This window comes from Micromonospora sp. NPDC049107 (assembly GCF_040648595.1).
Lineage (GTDB): Bacteria > Actinomycetota > Actinomycetes > Mycobacteriales > Micromonosporaceae > Micromonospora.
The window spans coordinates 129,560-147,312 of the sequence record NZ_JBEZEC010000012.1 but is presented as its reverse complement, the minus strand read 5'-3'; the positions used below and the strand labels follow the sequence as shown (position 1 = coordinate 147,312).

At 72.2% G+C, this 17,753-nt stretch carries 13 protein-coding genes; 7 read left to right on the top strand and 6 right to left on the bottom strand.

Annotated elements, in window-relative coordinates:
* The first annotated feature begins 99 nt into the window (after positions 1–99).
* From AB0B55_RS27155 to AB0B55_RS27140, 4 genes are all read left to right on the top strand, one after another.
* Positions 100–1,146: a sugar ABC transporter permease gene (locus AB0B55_RS27155; protein ID WP_357134255.1), complete on the top strand. Its 1,047-nt coding sequence runs from the start codon at positions 100–102 to the stop codon at positions 1,144–1,146.
* Position 1,147: 1 nt separating this feature from the next.
* Positions 1,148–2,116 (top strand): carbohydrate ABC transporter permease, encoded by a 969-nt coding sequence (locus AB0B55_RS27150; RefSeq protein WP_357134253.1) that lies wholly within the window; start codon positions 1,148–1,150, stop codon positions 2,114–2,116.
* A gap of 67 nt (positions 2,117–2,183) precedes the next feature.
* Entirely contained in the window at positions 2,184–3,230 is a 1,047-nt protein-coding gene (locus AB0B55_RS27145; protein WP_357134251.1) for a LacI family DNA-binding transcriptional regulator, read from the top strand.
* Positions 3,231–3,263: 33 nt separating this feature from the next.
* On the top strand, positions 3,264–4,916 hold the full coding sequence (locus AB0B55_RS27140; protein WP_357174808.1) for a glycoside hydrolase family 13 protein: 1,653 nt from the start codon (positions 3,264–3,266) through the stop codon (positions 4,914–4,916).
* A 171-nt stretch (positions 4,917–5,087) separates the two neighbouring features.
* On the opposite strand, the gene AB0B55_RS27135 is transcribed toward AB0B55_RS27140, so the two are convergent.
* The 3 genes from AB0B55_RS27135 to xylA form a co-directional block, all read right to left on the bottom strand.
* Positions 5,088–6,521: an MFS transporter gene (locus tag AB0B55_RS27135; protein ID WP_357134249.1), complete on the bottom strand. Its 1,434-nt coding sequence runs from the start codon at positions 6,519–6,521 to the stop codon at positions 5,088–5,090.
* 91 nt (positions 6,522–6,612) lie between these two features.
* Positions 6,613–8,031: a xylulokinase gene (gene xylB / locus AB0B55_RS27130; RefSeq protein ID WP_357174662.1), complete on the bottom strand. Its 1,419-nt coding sequence runs from the start codon at positions 8,029–8,031 to the stop codon at positions 6,613–6,615.
* A gap of 9 nt (positions 8,032–8,040) precedes the next feature.
* On the bottom strand, positions 8,041–9,228 hold the full coding sequence (gene xylA / locus AB0B55_RS27125) for a xylose isomerase (RefSeq protein WP_357134245.1): 1,188 nt from the start codon (positions 9,226–9,228) through the stop codon (positions 8,041–8,043).
* 78 nt (positions 9,229–9,306) lie between these two features.
* Between xylA and AB0B55_RS27120 the strand changes: the two genes are divergently transcribed.
* Both AB0B55_RS27120 and AB0B55_RS27115 read left to right on the top strand, forming a co-directional pair.
* Complete coding sequence (locus AB0B55_RS27120; RefSeq protein WP_357134243.1) at positions 9,307–10,545, top strand: ROK family transcriptional regulator; 1,239 nt, start codon at positions 9,307–9,309, stop codon at positions 10,543–10,545.
* A gap of 128 nt (positions 10,546–10,673) precedes the next feature.
* Positions 10,674–12,344 (top strand): SpoIIE family protein phosphatase, encoded by a 1,671-nt coding sequence (locus AB0B55_RS27115; RefSeq protein ID WP_357174659.1) that lies wholly within the window; start codon positions 10,674–10,676, stop codon positions 12,342–12,344.
* A gap of 16 nt (positions 12,345–12,360) precedes the next feature.
* Here AB0B55_RS27115 and AB0B55_RS27110 read toward each other — a convergent pair whose 3' ends face one another.
* Positions 12,361–12,990, bottom strand: coding sequence for a MarR family transcriptional regulator (locus AB0B55_RS27110; protein WP_357174656.1), 630 nt, complete (start codon positions 12,988–12,990; stop codon positions 12,361–12,363).
* A 96-nt stretch (positions 12,991–13,086) separates the two neighbouring features.
* Between AB0B55_RS27110 and AB0B55_RS27105 the strand changes: the two genes are divergently transcribed.
* Positions 13,087–14,217 (top strand): PP2C family protein-serine/threonine phosphatase, encoded by a 1,131-nt coding sequence (locus tag AB0B55_RS27105; protein WP_357174653.1) that lies wholly within the window; start codon positions 13,087–13,089, stop codon positions 14,215–14,217.
* 9 nt (positions 14,218–14,226) lie between these two features.
* Here the strand turns inward: AB0B55_RS27105 and AB0B55_RS27100 are convergent, their stop codons facing one another.
* Positions 14,227–15,711, bottom strand: a complete 1,485-nt coding sequence (locus AB0B55_RS27100; RefSeq protein ID WP_357134235.1) for a sugar transferase — start codon at positions 15,709–15,711, stop codon at positions 14,227–14,229.
* Positions 15,712–15,924: 213 nt separating this feature from the next.
* Positions 15,925–17,679 (bottom strand): substrate-binding domain-containing protein, encoded by a 1,755-nt coding sequence (locus tag AB0B55_RS27095; RefSeq protein ID WP_357134233.1) that lies wholly within the window; start codon positions 17,677–17,679, stop codon positions 15,925–15,927.
* Positions 17,680–17,753: the final 74 nt, after the last annotated feature.

Sequence of the window (17,753 nt, the reverse complement as noted above, 5' to 3'; positions counted from 1 at the left end):
TGGCCTTCGCGTGCTGCGGGCCCACGTTACCCGGGGGGGGGCCCGGCTCGCGTACGCGAGCCGGGCCACCGGCCGATCCGGACCCGAGAGGGAGGGTTGATGGAGTTCGACTTCGCCGACGAGCAGCCGAAGCTCCTCATGCTGATGTACGGGCTGGTCGCCTTCGTGGTGGTGGTGGGCGGTCTGCTCCTGCTGCTCGACGTGGTGCCTGCCTGGTTCGCCCGACGGCGGGAGGCCCAGCTCGTCGCCGCCTCCATCAGCGGCACGCCGCTGACCCGGCGACCCAAGCAGCGGGAAGGGCTCTTCGCCCTGTTCTTCCTGCTGCCGACGCTGCTGCTGCTCACCATCGGTCTTGTCGTACCGGCCATCCGCACCGTACTGCTCTCGCTGATGAACGGGGGCAGCACCGAATGGGTGGGGCTGCGCAACTACAGCTGGATGTTCTCCGACAACTCCATGTTCCGGGTCCTGATCAACACCCTGGTCTGGGTGCTCCTGGTCCCGCTGGTGGCCACCGCGTTCGGCCTCATCTACGCCGTACTCGTGGACAAGGCCCGCTTCGAGGCGATCGCCAAGTCACTGATCTTCCTGCCGATGGCCATCTCGTTCGTCGGCGCGAGCATCATCTGGAAGTTCGTCTACGCGTACCGCGGCGACGGCGACCAGATCGGTCTGCTCAACCAGATCGTCGTCAGCCTCGGCGGTGAGCCGAAGCAGTGGCTGCTCGAGTCACCGCTGAACACGCTGCTGCTGATCGTCATCATGGTCTGGATCCAGGCTGGCTTCGCCATGGTGGTGCTCTCCGCCGCGATCAAGGCCATCCCCGGCGACATCGTCGAAGCCGCCCGGCTCGACGGCGTCAGCCCGTGGCAGATGTTCTGGCAGATCACCATGCCGAGCATCCGACCGGCGCTGATCGTCGTGGCGGTGACGCTCACGATCGCCACGCTCAAGGTCTTCGACATCGTCCGGACCTCGACCAACGGCAACTACGACACCAGCGTGATCGCCAGCGAGATGTACAACCAGGCCTTCCGGTACGGCCAGAACGGGCAGGGCTCCGCGCTCGCGGTCTTCCTCTTCATCCTGGTCATCCCGGTCGTGATCTACCAGATCCGCAACCTCCGTCGTCAGCGGGAGGGCTGAGATGACCACCGCAACGCCCACCGTCGCCGCCGGCGCCCAGAAGACCGCCGACGGGACGTCCAGCACCGCCGGCCGGGTCCGCAGGCGGCTGAACAGCCGTACCGCGACGCTGGTCTCGATCGTCATCGCGGTGGTCTGGACCATCCCGACCTTCGGCCTGCTCGTCTCCTCCCTACGGCCGGAGGACGAGATCAAGACGACCGGCTGGTGGACGGCGTTCACCAACCCGCAGTTCACCTTCGAGAACTACCAACAGGTCCTCTTCGGGCGGTCCGCGTCGTCGGGGCAGCTCGCCAGCTACTTCATCAACTCGCTGGCGATCACCATCCCGTCGGTGCTCTTCCCGCTGGCCTTCGCCTCCCTGGCCGCGTACGCGCTGGCGTGGATCAACTTCCGTGGGCGGGACTGGCTCTACATCGCGATCTTCGCGTTGCAGATCGTCCCGCTGCAGATGGCCCTGGTGCCGCTGCTGAAGTTCTTCTCCACCGGCGTCACCCTCGGCGGCGTCACCCTGATGCCGGCGTGGAACCTGGTGGACGAACAGAAGTTCGCCCAGGTGTGGTTCGCGCACACCTGTTTCGCGCTTCCGTTCGCGGTCTTCCTGCTGCACAACTTCATCTCGCAGCTCCCCGGAGACCTGATGGAGGCGGCCCGGGTCGACGGGGCCACGCACCCGAAGATCTTCCGCACCATCGTGCTGCCGCTGATCACCCCGGCGCTGGCCGCGTTCGGCATCTTCCAGTTCCTCTGGGTCTGGAACGACCTGCTGGTCGCGCTGATCTTCGCCGGTGGCGGCAACGAGACCGCGCCGCTCACGGTCCGGTTGGCGGAGATGGCCGGCACCCGGGGCAACGAGTGGCAACGGCTCACCGCTGGCGCGTTCGTCTCGATCGTTGTACCGCTCGTTGTATTCCTGTCCCTACAGCGCTTCTTCGTGCGAGGTCTGCTCGCCGGCAGCGTCAAGGGCTGACCCGCTTGCCCGCCGTCGCCCGGCCTCTGAGGGCGGCGGCGGGCGACGGGTACCGAGCGGGGGAACCGTGACGAAGATAGATGATGTCGCCCGGCTGGCCGGGGTCTCCACGGCCACCGTCTCGCGGGCCCTGCGCGGGCTGCCGACGGTCTCGGCCGCCACCCGACGCCGCGTGCTGGCCGCCGCCGAGCAGCTCGACTACGCGGTGTCGCCGAGCGCATCCCGGCTCGCCGGTGGTCGCACCGGCACGGTCGCGGTGGTCGTGCCCCGGATCACCCGCTGGTTCTTCAGCACCGTCGTCGAGGCCGTCGAGGAGCACCTCCACCATTCCGGCTACGACCTGCTGCTCTACAACCTCGGCGGTCGGGAGCAGATCCGCCAGCGGGTGCTGCGTACCGCCAACCTGCACAAGCGGGTGGATGCCATCATGCTGGTCGCCACGCCGCTGCGCCCGGCCGACCTGACCGCCCTGGCCGCCCTGGACCTGCCCGGAGTGACCATCAGCTCGGGGAGCCGGGTCCCCAACTGGCCCTGCGTACGCATCGACGACGTGGCCGCCTCCCGGATGGCCACCCGGCACCTGCTCGACCTCGGCCACCGCCGGATCGCGCACATCTCGGGCGACCCCGACGACGAACTGGCCTACACCACCCACCTCGACCGACGGCGGGGCTACCAGGCCGAACTGCGGTCCGCCGGCCTGCGACCCGATCCGAGCCTCGACGTCGAGTCGTCGTTCACCATCGACGGTGGCAACCGGGCCGCCGCCGAACTACTGGCCCGCGGTGAGCCGCCGACGGCGATCGTCGCGGCCTGCGACGAGATGGCGATGGGCGCGATGACCGCGCTGCGCGATGCCGGTCTGCGGGTACCACAGGACGTCAGCGTGGTCGGCATCGACGACCACGACCTCGCCGGCGTGCTGGGCCTCAGCACCGTGGCCCAGCCGGCCGCGGAACAGGGCCGGCTGGCCGCCCGGATACTGCTCGATCCGCTCGGGGCCCGCACTCTGGGCCCGATCGTCGGTCAACGGACCGCCGAGGGCGACTCGCCGGTGATCCTGCCCACTCGGCTGGTCGTCCGGGAGTCCACCGCACCGCCCCGGGCACACTGAACCATCAACCACGGCACGACACGGGAGACGACCCTGAACACCGACCCGACGCAGCAGACCGCCACCGGCTGGTGGACCGAGGCCGCCATCTACCAGATCTACCCGCGCTCATTCGCCGACTCCAACGGCGACGGAATCGGTGACCTGCCGGGCATCACCGCCCGCCTCGACCACCTGGTCGAGCTGGGGGTGGACGCGGTGTGGCTGTCCCCGTTCTACCCGTCGCCGCAGGCCGACGCGGGCTACGACGTGGCCGACTACCGGGACGTCGACCCGCTGTTCGGCACTCTCGCCGACGCGGACAAGTTGATCGCCGAGGCCCGCTCGCGCGGCCTTCGGGTGATCGTCGACCTGGTGCCCAACCACACCTCCTCGGCGCACCGCTGGTTCCAAGAGGCCCTGGCCGCCGCCCCGGGCAGCGCTCAGCGGTCCCGGTACATCTTCCGCGACGGCCTCGGCCCGGCCGGGGAGCAGCCGCCGAACGACTGGCAGAGCGTCTTCGGCGGTCCGGCGTGGACCCGCACGGTCGACCCGGACGGCCAGCCCGGCCAGTGGTACCTGCACCTGTTCGACACCGGCCAGCCGGACCTCAACTGGGACAACCCGGAGGTGCACGAGGAGTTCCTGGGCGTCCTGCGGTTCTGGCTGGACCGGGGGGTGGACGGTTTCCGGGTCGACGTGGCGCACGGCCTCATCAAGCAGGCGAACCTGCCCGACTGGCAGGAGCCCCAGGAGATCCTCTCCGGCAACGAGATCGACAAGCCACGGCCGCCGATGTGGGACCAGGAGGGCGTGCACGAGGTCTACCGGCAGTGGCGGCAGGTCCTGGACAGCTACCCCGGCGAACGGGTGCTGGTCGCCGAGGCGTGGGTCGAGCCGGCCGAGCGGCTGGCCCGCTACGTCCGCCCGGACGAGATGCACCAGGCGTTCAACTTCGAGTACCTGCTCGCCGCGTGGACCGCGCCGGCCCAGTACGCGGTGATCACCCGGTCCCTGGAAGCGACCGATTCGGTGGGCGCGCCGACGACCTGGGTGCTGTCCAACCACGACGTGGTGCGGCACGCCTCCCGGCTCGGCCTGGCGATCGGTGGCGGCCGGCCCAACGGCATCGGCATCGGTGACCCGCAGCCGGACGCCGCGCTCGGCCTGCGTCGGGCTCGGGCGGCCACCCTGCTGATGCTCGCCCTGCCCGGCTCCGCGTACCTCTTTCAGGGCGAGGAGCTGGGCCTGCCCGAGCACACCACCATGCCGGACGAGGCCCGCCAGGACCCGACCTGGGCGCGCAGCGGCCACACCCAGCGGGGCCGGGACGGCTGCCGGGTGCCGATCCCGTGGGAGGCCGACGCCCCGTCGTACGGCTTCGGGCCCACCGACGCCAGTTGGCTGCCGCAGCCGCCGTCCTGGGCGGAGTACGCGCTGGACCGGCAGCGCGACGTGCCCGGCTCGACGTACGAGCTGTACAGCGCGGCGCTGCGGCTACGCCGCGCCCACGGTCTGGGCCGGGGCACGCTCGAGTGGCTGTCCTCCGGTGACGAGACGCTGGTGTTCCGCAACGGCGACCTGACCGTGCTGACCAACTTCGGTGACGCCCCCGTGCCTCTCCCGCCCAACGCCGAGGTCCTAGCCACCAGCGCCCCACTGAACGACGACACCATCCCCACCGACGTAACAGTCTGGCTCCGCTAACCCACCCGCCCCACCCGCGCCCACCCCCGCCCACCGAACCCACGCACCGAACCCGCGCACCGGGCCCGCGCCGATCTTGCACTTTTGGTTGTCGACTTGAGGGGCTATGCCCCTTCTGTCGCCACCGAAAGTGCAAGATCGCGTGGGCGGGGGTGGGGGTGGGGGTGGGGGTTAGAGGCGGTTGGCGCGGGTTTGTAGGAGACCGTGGACGTTTTTGATGTCCTCGGGGGCTGTGCGGGAGGCTCGCCAGTACATGACGCCGGTGGGGATGAAGAAGAGTTGGAACGCGGCCAGGCCGACGGCGAAGTTCAGTGGCGGCGGGAACGCCGTTCGCAGCCCCTGGAAGGCTCCCCAGACCAGCCCGTTGCCCGCCGCCCGACCGACACCGTTGACCAGGTTGCCGAGGCTGTAGACGGTCCCCCGGTGCTCCGGCGGGTTCACGTCGGCGATCAGCGCGAACCAGTTCGGTGAGTTGGCCGACGTCAACGCGAGCGCCACCACGGCGGTGAGCAGACTCAGCCCCACCGACGGCTCGGTGAACACGCTGGCCAGCACCGCGCCGACGACCGCGCCGCCGCTCCCGCCGTCCGGCACGTCGATGGTCACCGGCACGAAGAACAACACCAGGTAGAACGGGAGCGCGGCGAGGATGCCGACCGCCGCGACCACTGCCCGACCCCGGGGGGTACGCCGCTGCGCCGCGTCGCCGACGAGGCCGCCCACGATGGAGAGGACCCCGCCGAGTTGGAACAGGGTGGCGAAGACGCTGCCGACCACCACGGCGGTCGACTCCGAGTAGCCCTGCGCCTCGGCCCGCTCGGCGAAGAGCCTCGGCAGCCACACCAGTGACCCGAAGGCGGCCTGCGCGGTCAGCCCCTGCAGGATCAGCCACCGGTTGGTCCGCCGGTCGAGGATGCGCGGCAGGTCGGCGCGGCTGATCCGGTAGTCGTACTCGGCACCGGAGTCCAGGGCGTCCACCAGTTCCGGTTGGCTCTGGCCGCGACGGATGTCGTACGTGAACAGGTACGCCACGGTGGCGGTGAGCCCCACCCCGGTCAGCAGCAGGAACGGCCGCCGCCAGTCGGTCGCACCGAGCAGCCCACCGACAAGCGTGCCGGCGAGCGTGCCGACGCCCTGGGAGAGCCCCCAGAAGCTCATCACCAACCCACGGCGGGCCGGTGAGATCAGGTCGGTGACCACCGAGAAGCCCACCGAGCCGACCGCGCCGAGGCCGACCGCCGCGACGAACTGGGCGGCCAGGAACGCGAGGTACCCGCTGGCGAGCGCGCTGCCGCCGGTGCCCGCCGCCCAGAGCAGCGTGCCCACCATGAGCAGCGGCTTACGGTTGCCGTGGTCCCCGACGTACGCCCAGCCGACCGCGGCCACCGCGCTGACCAGGAAGCTGACGGCGGTGACCACGCCCAGCAGCCCGGTCGACACGTCGAACGTCCGGGCGATCGGCCCGTACAGCGGTGGGACCAGTCCGATCGCCACGTTGTCCAACGAGGCGAGCACCACGAACACCACGACGCTGTACAGCCGGTGCGCCGGGCCACCGCCCCGGCCGCGCGCGCGTTGCTCCCGCCCGCCACTGGTCACCGTCATGACCCGCAGCCAATCAGACCCGGCCGAGCAGGTTGGCACGCGGGTGGGCGTCGATCACCGTTGACCGACGCCCACCCGGTCGACCCGACGCTCAGCGCCGGTCGAGCACCAGTGACCGAGCCGCCGCGTACTGGTCACGGACGGCGGGGACGGGCTCCGCCGCGTACTCCTCGGTGCCCTTGACGTCCCACTGCGGTGGCGTCGGACCGCCCAGGGCGACCCAGGCGGCCTGGCGGGCGGCCCCGTCGGCGACGTACTCCCCGGCGGGTGGCACGACGACCGGGCAGCCGAAGACCTGCGGCGCGATCCGGCGGACCGCGGCCGACCGTGCCCCGCCGCCGACCAGGATGACCCGGCGGACGGTGGCCCCCTGCGCGGTCAGCGCGTCCAGGCCGTCGGCGAGGGCGCAGAGCATGCCCTCCACGGCGGCCCGAGCCAGGTGCGCGGGGGTCGAGGTGCGCAGGGTCAGGCCGTGTACGGCACCGGTGGCCAGCGGACGGTTGGGCGTCCGCTCGCCCTCCAGGTAGGGCACCATGACCAGCCCGTCCGCACCGGCCGGGGCGGAGAGGGCCAGCTCGGCGAGCTCGTCCAGGCTGACGCCGAGCATCGTGGCGGCGGCGTCCAGCACGCGCGCGGCGTTGAGCGTGCACACCAGCGGCAGGAAGCGACCGGACGCGTCGGCGAAGCCGGCCACGGCACCGCTGTCGTCGGCGGCCGGAACGTCGGCGACGCTGAAGACGGTGCCGGAGGTGCCGATCGAGACGACCACGTCGCCGGGGCCGGCGCCGACGCCGAACGCGGCGGCGGCGTTGTCGCCCGTGCCCGCCCCCAGCAGGGCGTCACCCCACTCCCCGGTCAGCCGACCGGCCGACTCGGCCGGGCCGAGCACCTCGGGCACCACGAGCTGCCGGCCGAACGCCCGTTCCAGCAGGTCCGGACGGTAGGTGCCGGTGGCTGGGGACCAGTAGCCGGTGCCGCTGGCATCCCCCCGGTCGGTCCGCAGCGCCGACAGGCCGGGCGCGCCGGCCAGCCGCCAGGTCAGCCAGTCGTGCGGCAGGCACACGGCGGCCACCCGGGCGGCCTGCTCCGGCTCGTGCCGGGCCAGCCAGCGCAGCTTGGTGATGGTGAAGCTCGCCACCGGGACGCTGCCGGTGGCGTCGGCCCAGAAGCGACGCCCCGCCGCGCCGCCGCCGGCCTCCTCGACGAGGTCGGCGGCGGCGTCGGCGGAGCGGGTGTCGTTCCACAGCAGGGCCGGACGGACCACCTGGCCGCCCTCGTCGAGGCAGACCATGCCGTGCTGCTGGCCGGCGACCGAGACCGCCGCGACGTCGGCCAGCCCACCGGCCTCGTCGACGGCGCCGCGCAGCGCCTGCCACCAGGCTTCCGGGTCGACCTCGGTGCCGTCCGGGTGCGGCGCCCGGCCCTGCCGGAGCAGGGCGCCGGTCTCCGCGTCCCGGATGACCACCTTGCAGGACTGTGTGGACGAGTCAACGCCCGCGACCAGCGGCATGGCGGGGCCTCAGCGGGCGCCGAGCAGGTGCTCGACGGCGAGCTGGTTGAGCCGGACGAAGCCGAAGCCCCGGGCGGCCACCGCGTCCACGTCGACGTCCTCGAACGCGGAGCGGTCAGCCAGGAACTCCTCGTAGCCCTCGCCGTCGCCCAGCGTCGGCGTGCTCAGCTCGCCAACCTTGCTGGCGGCCAGCGCCTCGACGACCTCCGGGTCGGCGCGGAACGCCGCGGCACGCTCCTTGAGCAGCAGGTACGTGCTCATGTTCGCCGCCGCCGACGCCCACACACCGTCCATGTCCTCGGTACGCGACGGCTTGTAGTCGAAGTGCCGGGGACCGTCGTAGGTCGGACCGCCGTTGGGGCCGCCGTTCTCCAGGAGGTCCACCAGGGCGAACGCGTTCATCAGGTCACCGTGACCGAAGACCAGGTCCTGGTCGTACTTGATGCCACGCTGGCCGTTGAGGTCCAGGTGGAACAGCTTGCCCTGCCAGAGCGCCTGGGCGATGCCGTGGGCGTAGTTCAGCCCGGCCATCTGCTCGTGCCCGACCTCCGGGTTGAGGCCGACCAGCTCCGGGTGCTCCAGCTGGGAGATGAAGCCGAGCGCGTGCCCGATGGTCGGCAGCAGGATGTCACCGCGCGGCTCGTTCGGCTTGGGCTCCAGCGCGAAGCGCAGGTTGTAGCCCTTGTCGATGGAGTACTGGGTGAGCAGGTTGACGGCCTCGCGGTAGCGGTCCAGGGCGGCCTGGACGTCCTTGGCGAGGTCGTACTCGGAGCCCTCGCGGCCACCCCACATGACGAAGGTGCTCGCGCCCAGCTCGGCGGCCAGGTCGACCTGGCGCAGCACCTTGCGCAGCGCGAAGCGGCGGACGTCGCGGTCGTTGCTGGTGAAGCCGCCGTCCTTGAAGATCGGGTGGGTGAAGAGGTTGGTGGTGACCATGGGCACCACCAGGCCGGTCTCGTCGAGGGCCTTGCGGAACCGCGCGATGTGCTGGTCGCGGGTCGCGGCGTCCGCGCCGAACGGGATCAGGTCGTCGTCGTGGAAGGTGATGCCGTACGCGCCCAGCTCGGCGAGCCGGTGCACCGCCTCGACGGCGTCCAGCTCGGGGCGGGTCGCGTCGCCGAACGGGTCGCGGGCCTGCCAGCCCACGGTCCAGAGCCCGAAGGAGAACTTGTCGGCGGGGGTGGGACGAGGTGCCATGGTTGACCTCCGGGATGGTGGTGTCAGGTATTTGTTCAGCGATTGAATTATTTGCCCGCCCTATGGCAGTGTCAAGGGGTGAGCCCCACCCACGCCCCGGTCGGCGCGGCCCGTCAGGGCAGCCTGCGCGAACTCAACCTCGCCCTGGTCCTCGGCCGGATCGCCGCCGCCGACCGACCCCCGTCCCGCGCCGACCTGGCCACCGCCACCGGGCTGACCCGGGCCACCGTCTCCGCGGTCGTCGAGGACCTGCTCGCGGGCCAACTGGTCAGCGAGGCCGAGCCGGCGCCCCGGGCCGGCGCCGGCCGCCCGGCACGCGGACTGGTCCTGGCCGACACGGGTCCGGCCGGGCTCGGGCTCGAGGTCAACGTCGACTATCTGACGGTATGCGTCGTCGACCTCGCCGGCCAGGTCCGCCACCGCACCGTGCACCGCGCCGATCTGCGCCCCGTCGCGCCCGAGGACGCCCTGGCCCGCCTCGTCGACCTGGCCCGGCAGGCCCGCGCCGACGCGGCCCGGCAGGGCCTCACGCTCGCCGGGGCCGCGCTCGCCGTACCCGGCCTGATCGACGACTCCGGACAGGTCCGGCTCGCGCCGAACCTCGGCTGGCGGGACGTCCCGGTGCCCGAGCTGCTGAGCGCGCACCCACCCCTCACCGATCGGGTACCGGACGTACCGGCCCTGGTGGTGGACAACGAGGCCAACCTCGCCGCGCTCGGCGAGCTGCACTCCCGACCGCCCGGCCCGGCCAGCTTCCTGCACATCTCCGGCGAGGTCGGCATCGGCGCGGGGATCGTCCTGGACGGCGCGCTGTTCCGGGGCGTACGCGGCTGGAGCGGTGAGATCGGGCACCTGCCGGTGCACCCGCAGGGGCGGCCCTGCCGCTGCGGTGGGCGCGGCTGCCTGGAGCAGTACGCCGGTCAGGAGGCGATCGTGGCCGCTGCCGGACTGGTGCGGGCGGAGCTACCCGCCGACACCGCGACGGCCCGCCTGGCCGAGTTGGCCGAGGCCGGCGAGCCGGCCGCGCTGCGCGCCCTGAACGACGCCGGCACCGCCCTCGGGGTGGCGGTCGCCGGTGTGGTGAACCTGCTGGACCTGGACACCGTGGTCCTCGGCGGCGGGTACGCCCCGCTCGCCCCCTGGCTCTGCCCACCGGTGCTCGCCGAGATCAAGGCCCGGGTGCTCACCGCCGCCTGGTCACCGGTCACCGTCCGACCGTCGACCCTCGGGCCGGAGGCCGCCGCCGTGGGCGCGGCCGGATCGGTGGTACGGCGGATCGTCGCCCGCCCCGCCGGCTGGCTGAACCGCGCCGGCTGACCACCGACGACGCGGTCTGGGCGTGCGTCGGTGCCGCTCGGTATCCTTGCCGTCGAGCAACGATCGGCGGACGAGGAGCCCGGGAGCAGTATGCGTACAGGTCGTCGGACGCAGGTCGGCGTCGGGCGGTGACCACGACCAAACGGGGCGGCTCGGCCGGTCCGGTCGGCGGAGACGGGCAGACGTCGCGCCGTCCGACCCGGCACGGCGGCAGGGGGCTGCCCGCCGACCCACCGCTGGCCCGCGAGCTGCTCGACGGGCTCGCCGAGGCGGTGCTGACGACCGACGCGGCCGGCCGGGTAACCCTGGTCAACGCCCGGGCGGTCGAGCTGCTCCCGGAGATCGTCGCGGGCGTCGAGCTGTCCGGCTGCGCGATGGCGGCGCTGGCCCGAGCCGTCCGTGACGGCACGGCCGTGTTCGAGGCCGAGCACCACGGCCGCCACCTGCGGGGCGCCCGGCGGCAGCTCGCCGGCAACCGGTACGCCTGGTACGTCCGCGACGTCACCGAGGAGCACGCCCGCACCGACGCCCTGCTGGCCGAACGCTCCCGCACCGCCTTCCTCGCCCAGGCCGGCAGCCGGCTCGGGCTCTCGCTGCACCGGGACCAGACACTCCGTACCACCGTGACCCTCGCCGTGCCGTACCTGGCCGACGCCGCCGTGGCGCTGCTCCGCCCGCCCGCGCCGGCCGAGCCGCACCCCCGCTTCACGCGGTACGCCGACGACGAGCCGGCCCCGGTGACCGGGGTGGCCGATGAGGAGCTGACCGATTTCGTCCCCGATCTCGGCGCGGCGTTCGACGGCGACCTCGACGAGCCGACCCCCTGGCCGGACGCCGACGTCGCCGGGCTGACCGCCCTGCTTCCGCCCAGCTTCGGCCGCCCCGGCGCGGCGCTGGTCAGCACGATGCGCGGCCCCGGCGGCCCGGCCGGCGCCCTGCTGCTCGTCCGCCGTGCCGGGCGGGCCGACTTCGACTCCCGCGACCGGGAGCTGGCCCGTGAATTCGCCACGCGGGCCGGCGCGGCGCTGGCCGCCGCCGAGCTGTACGGCGAGCAGGCCCACCTGGCCCGGGTGTTGCAGACCAGCCTGCTCCCGCCGGAGCTGCCGGTGGTGCCCGGCGTACGCATGGCCGGCGGCTACCGGTCCGCGGGCGACACACTGCGCATCGGTGGGGACTTCTACGAGGTGTTCCCGCACCCGCGCGGCGCGCTGTTCGCGCTGGGCGACGTGTCCGGCAAGGGCGTCGGCGCGGCCGTGCTGACCGGGCGGGTCCGTCAGTCGCTACAGACGCTACGGCTCGTCGAGCAGCGCCCTTTGGAGCTGATCCACCTGCTCAACCGCACCCTGTTCGACGCGCCCGACGCGGCACGGCGCAGCCAGCTCACCACCCTGTTGCTCGGGTGGATGGAGCACGGACCGACGGGGGTGGATCTCCGGATCGCCGGCGGCGGCCACCCCGCGCCGCTGCTGGTCACCGCCGCCGGTTCCGTCACGGACGTCCCGGTCGGCGGTATGCCGGTCGGCGCGCTGACCGACGCCCGGTTCACCGAGGTACGGGTGCACCTCGATCCGGGCGATCTGCTCCTCGCGTACACCGACGGGGTGACCGAGGCGAGCGGCGGCCCGGCCCACGCGGAGAAGTTCGGCGAACGCCGGCTGCGCGGCGCACTCGCCGCGGCGGCCGGTCTGCCTCCGGCGGCCCTGGTCGACAGGCTGCTCCAGGTGGTCGACGAGTGGGTGGGCGGGCAGGCCCCTGACGACATCGCCATGCTGGCGGTGTGCGCGTCGACACCGGCCTGAACCCTGCGTTCGACCGTCAGGCGGTCCGCGCCACCGGTGGCTCGCCGGCGGACCAGTCGCGGGGCGAGCCCACCGTCCGCTCCGGTCCTGCCGCCCCGCCCTGCCACACCCCTCGGCTGGGCCGGTCCGGGTGCTCCGACGACTTGCGCGCCGGGCCGTCGGGCCGGTCCGGGTCCTGCGGCCATTCGTCTCGCCCACCCGGCGAGTCCCCGTCGTCCGGCCCGCTCCGCGCCCGCTGCCGGCGGGCGACCTCGTCGAACTCCCGCACCCCGCTCACCAGCGCGGCGCGACCCGCCGGGCTCATCGCGGCCAACACGGCGGCCAGCCGCTCCTGACGGTCGTTACGCAGCTCCGCGAGGAGCCGATGGGCCTCCGGGGTGAGGTGCAGGGAGATTTCCCGTCGGTCGAAGCGCCCCGGCTCACGCTCGAGCATGCCCGCCGCGACCAACCTGTCGCACAGGCGGCTGGCGGAACTCAGCAACATGTCCAGATGGGTGGCGAGCCGGCGTAGGTTGATCCCGTCGTACTGCTCGACCACCATCACCGCCCGTAGTTGGGCGCCGGACACCCGGCTGGCGGTCGCCTCGCGGGCGGAATCCCAGACGCCCAGCAGGGCACCCGCCGCCGCGTCCAATGCGGCAGCCATACTCGTCGCAGGGTCCGGTGGACCGTTGTGTTCGGCCATGGTGGCCCGAGACTACTCCGAACCCAGAGGTGGTCGAGCTCGGATGAAAGAGGCCTGATGAGCGAACCGGTCAATCGGGCACGGCGTACCCTGAACGAGACACCCGCCGACCGTCTCGTGGGTGGGATCCGCACGGTTCTCGACGAGGCGTACGGGATTTCCGAGGCGGAGCTGTACCAGGTCGACTACCGCCTCGCGGAGCTGCTGCCCCTCACCGAAGGTGACTCTCTCCGGGGCGCCGGCCACCCCGCCTGGCGTGCCTTCGACCACCAGTCGCCCGTCCTGGTCGACGGCGTCGCCTGGTTTCCGGTCACCATGCGCGGCGAACGCCGGGGCGTCCTGCGCCTGGCGCCGGTGGTCGACGACCCGGCGGTGCTCGCCGCGCTGGCCGACATCGCCACCTCGCTCGCGCACGAGGTGGCCGCCGTCTCCCCCGGAACCGACGTCTACAGCGTGGCCCGACGCAGCCAGCGGCTCACCCTGGCCGCCGAGATGCAGTGGGACCTGCTGCCCGGCCGGAGCCGGGTCCGCCCCTCGTTCAGCCTGGCCGGGCAGCTCGAACCGGCGTACGCCGTGCGGGGTGACAGCTTCGACTGGTCCGACGACGGGGAACGGCTCTGGCTCTCCACGGTCAACGGCAGCGGTGAGGGTGTCGCGGCATCGCTGCTCACGTCGCTGGCCACCCACGCGCTGCGCAACGCCCGCCGGGCCGGCCTCGGCCTGGGCGATCAGGCCGCCCTCGCCGACCAGGCCATCTACGACGAGTACCGGGGCAAGCGGCACCTCTCCGCGCTGCTGATGGAGCTGGACCTGCGCTCCGGGACGATGACCGTGGTGGACGCCGGCTCGCCACGGCTCGTCCTCCTGCGTCGGGGTGAGGTCACCGAACAGCCGCTGGAGGCGCAGTTCCCGCTCGGCATGTTCGAGGCGACCGACTACCACGAGCAGACGTTCACGCTGGAACGCGGTGACCGGCTGTTCGTCGTCAGCGACGGCGTCGTGGACGCCACCGGGCAGAGCATCCGCTACGGCGAGTCGGCGCTGGACCGGTTCCTGCGGCGGACGGGCCCGATGGAGCCGCTGGACGCCGTCCGGTCGCTCCTCGGCGACCTGCGCGCCTTCGTGGCCGGCGACCTCGTCGACGACGCCGTGGTGGTCTGCCTGGACTGGACCGGCCCGCAGCCGTGAGCGTGACGGTCAGTACGCGCCGCGACTGTTCAGCACCGCCCCGGCGGTCTTCCAGAGGATGGTGAGGTCGGCGGCGAGCGACCAGTTCTCCACGTAGTAGAGATCGAGCCGGATGCCGTCCTCCCAACTGAGGTCGGACCGGCCACTGACCTGCCACAGCCCGGTCATGCCGGGCTTGACCAGCAGTCGCCGGGCCACATCGCCGTCGTAGCGGGCCACCTCGGACGGGAGCGGCGGACGCGGCCCGACGAGGCTCATCTGGCCCAGCAGGACGTTGACCAGCTGTGGCAGCTCGTCCAGCGACCACTTGCGCAGCAGCCGGCCGACCCGGGTCACCCGAGGGTCGTCGCGCATCTTGAACATCAGGCCGTCGGTCTCGTTCCGGGCCACCAACTCGGCGAGCAGCGCGTCGGCGTTGATCACCATCGTCCGGAACTTGAACACCCCGAACTCCTGCCCGCCCCGCCCCACCCGGACCTGCCGGAACAACACCGGCCCCCGGCTGTCCAGCTTGATGGCCAACGCGATGACCGCGATCAGCGGCAGGAGCAGCGCCAGGGCGACCGACGACATCGACCGGTCGACGAAACCCTTGACCAGCTTGCGCGCGCCACGGAACTCCGGCGCCTCGACGTGGATCAGGGGCAGCCCGGCGACCGGGCGGGTGTGGATCCGCGGACCCGCCACGTCGGTGAGCGCGGGGGCCACGACGAGGTCGACGCCGGTCCCCTCCAACTGCCAGCCGAGTCGACGCAGTCGGGCCGCGGTCAGCTCACCGGAGGCGGTCACCGCCACGGTGTCCGCGCCGATCGCGGTCGCGGCCTCCGGGATGCCCCGGAACGACCCCACCACCGGTACGTCACCGAGCCGCTGCGCCACCGGCGCCAGCAGCGCGTCGGGGATACACGCGCCGACCACCTGGTAGCCCGCGTACGGCTCGCGGCGCAGGGTGTGCACCAGTTCCAGGACGTGTGCGGTGTCGCCGACGACGAGCACCCGGCGGGACCAGCCGGCGCCCTTCGAGCGGGCCCGGTGCAGCCGTTTGCGCGCCGCGAACCGGGTCACCTCCAACCCGACCGTACCGACCGCGAAGGAGATGCCGAGGAAACCCCGGGAGACGCCGACGTCGGCGATGTAGCCGGCGATGGCGATCGCGCCGGCCAGTCGCAGGCTCGCCGAGCTGACCCGTCGGTACTCGTCCGCCCCGTAGCCGACGACGCGGTCGTCGTAGCAGCCGAGCGCCTTGAGGGAGATCAGCCAGGCCAGGACCAGGCCGGGAGCCACCAGCACGTACGGGATCTTGGAGCCGACCGGCTCCTCGTCACCGAACCTGCCGACGTACCCCACGAGCAGCGCGATGATGAGGACGGTGGTGTCCAGCACCACCAGGACCCGGATGTAGGAACGTTCGTCGGCACGGGCCACCAGTCCGCTCGGACGGTCCCTCGGCGGCGCCGAGGTGTCCGCGGGGGTCAACAGTGTCGCGGTCGTCACCGGCCCTCCCACTCTGCTCAGGACGGCCCCGGCCGACGGGTCGGGCCGAAGGCGGACCGATATTGCCGGAACACGTCGACATCCTGCCCTGACAACTATGACTGCCGATTGCTTCCGACGTATTGCCGTCACTTTTCTTCAATCCCCTGGCCACAAAAGGAACCCGCCGTACCGGTGAGCCGGTACGGCGGGTTCCATTTGCTCAGTGGCGGCTCAGCGCGGGGCTGGCGGACGCCGCGCGATGGCGGTGAGGAAGATGCTGCCGATCTCGCTCGGGTCCTTGGTGACGAAGACGTCCCCGCCGGTCACCTTCGTGATCGACTCCAGTTCGGCCTTGCTGACGCCCTCGCCGATACCGATCATGATGACCTGCACCGGCCGCTCCGGATCGGCGATCTGCTTGAGCTTGGCGAGCAGCTGCTGCTGGTTGATGCCGTTGTCGTCCTCGTTCTTGCCGTCGGTGAACAGCACGATCGAGTTGACCCGGCCGGGCTGCCAGTCCTCCTGCACCGCCTGGTACGCGGCCAGCATCGTGTCGTACAGGCCGGTGTCACCGTTGGACGGCTTGACGGTGGCGAGCGCCCCCTCCAACTGGGCCCGCTGGCCGGAGAGCGGTCCGATCGGCACCAGTTCCCGGTAGTCGCGGTTGCCGACCAGCTTCGTGGAGAAGGTCCACAGACCGATGGACCAGGAGTCGTCGAAGAGCCCGAGGCCGCGCCGGGCCGCGTCGACGGTGACCTCCTCCCGGCTGCGGTTGTTGGCGCTGGGCACCTCGTCCTTCATCGAGCCGGAGACGTCGATGACGGCGAGCATCCGGCCGGACTGGGTGGCGATCGACCAACTGGACACAACGCGCTGTATCGCGGCCGGGTCCAACCCGCCCGCCGCGGTGCCGCCGGCCGCCGGGGCGGTCGACGCGCCACCGGCCGGGCTCGGCGCGCCCTGCGGGGCGTTGAAGCCGGCACCCCAGTTGCCGTCCGGCCCGCGCAGCGACTGCGCCGCCAGGCGGTCCCGGAACTTCGGCGCGGTGAGCAGCTCGTACAGCACCTTCGCCGCCGCCGCCTTGGTCGGCTCGATGCCGGGCAGCACCGCGTACGGGTAGTCCAGCGGCATCGGCGCCGGCTCCATGTAGAGCGCGGCGAGCGGCACCGGAGGCTTCTTGCTGTTGTACGCGATCACGTCTTCCTCGGACAGCGCCGCCGCACCGAGAGCGCTCGCGATGGAGGTCGGGTCCGTGGCGGTCGGGAAGCGGGCGAGGAGGTCGTTGCGGAGCGAGGAGCGACCGGTGGCCAGCGCCCGCAGCGCGCCCACGGTGTTGCGCTGGGCGTCGCCGCCCGCGCCACTGGCGGCCGTGGTCAGCGAGAGCAGGCCGGACAGCCCGGCCGCGTCCCGGGTCGGCTCGACGATCCCGGTCCGCAACGGCTTGCTGCTGTTGACCTGCTTGAGCAGATCGGCCCAGGTGAACTTGGCGTTGGGCCAGCCGAGCCGCGTCGCCACCGGCTCGGGCATCGCCACGACGACGGGGCTGCGCGCGATGGAGGCGCCGTTGGTCGGCGCGAACGCCGTGGCGTCCTTCTTGAGACGCAGCAGCCAGGTCGAGGAGTCCGGCACCCAGACGTCCGGGGTGACGGCCGTGCCGCTGGCCTGGCCGACGCCGGCGAGTACGGCACCGTGCTTGGCGGCCACCACGGCGGCCACGTCAACCGGGTCGGATGCCGAGACATCGACGCGGATGCAGGTGGGGCCGACCGCGGCGCCGTCCTTCACCCACTGCGAGGCGGCGGCGTCCACCGCGGGCGCGAGCTCGGTGGCGACCGCCACGGCGAGTCGGATCTCCCCTGAACAGCTTGGCTGGATCAGCTCCTTGTAACCGAACCAGACGCCGGTGGTGACGACGAGAACCGTCGCCGTCGCGGCGGCGGCTGCTAGATGGAGTTTCGAACGCATTCGATGGCGGCCTGCAGACACGCTGACCATCTTGCGTATTAGGTGCCGTCTCTGCCACATCCGTTCGGACTAAAGTTACGCAGGAGAAACAGTTG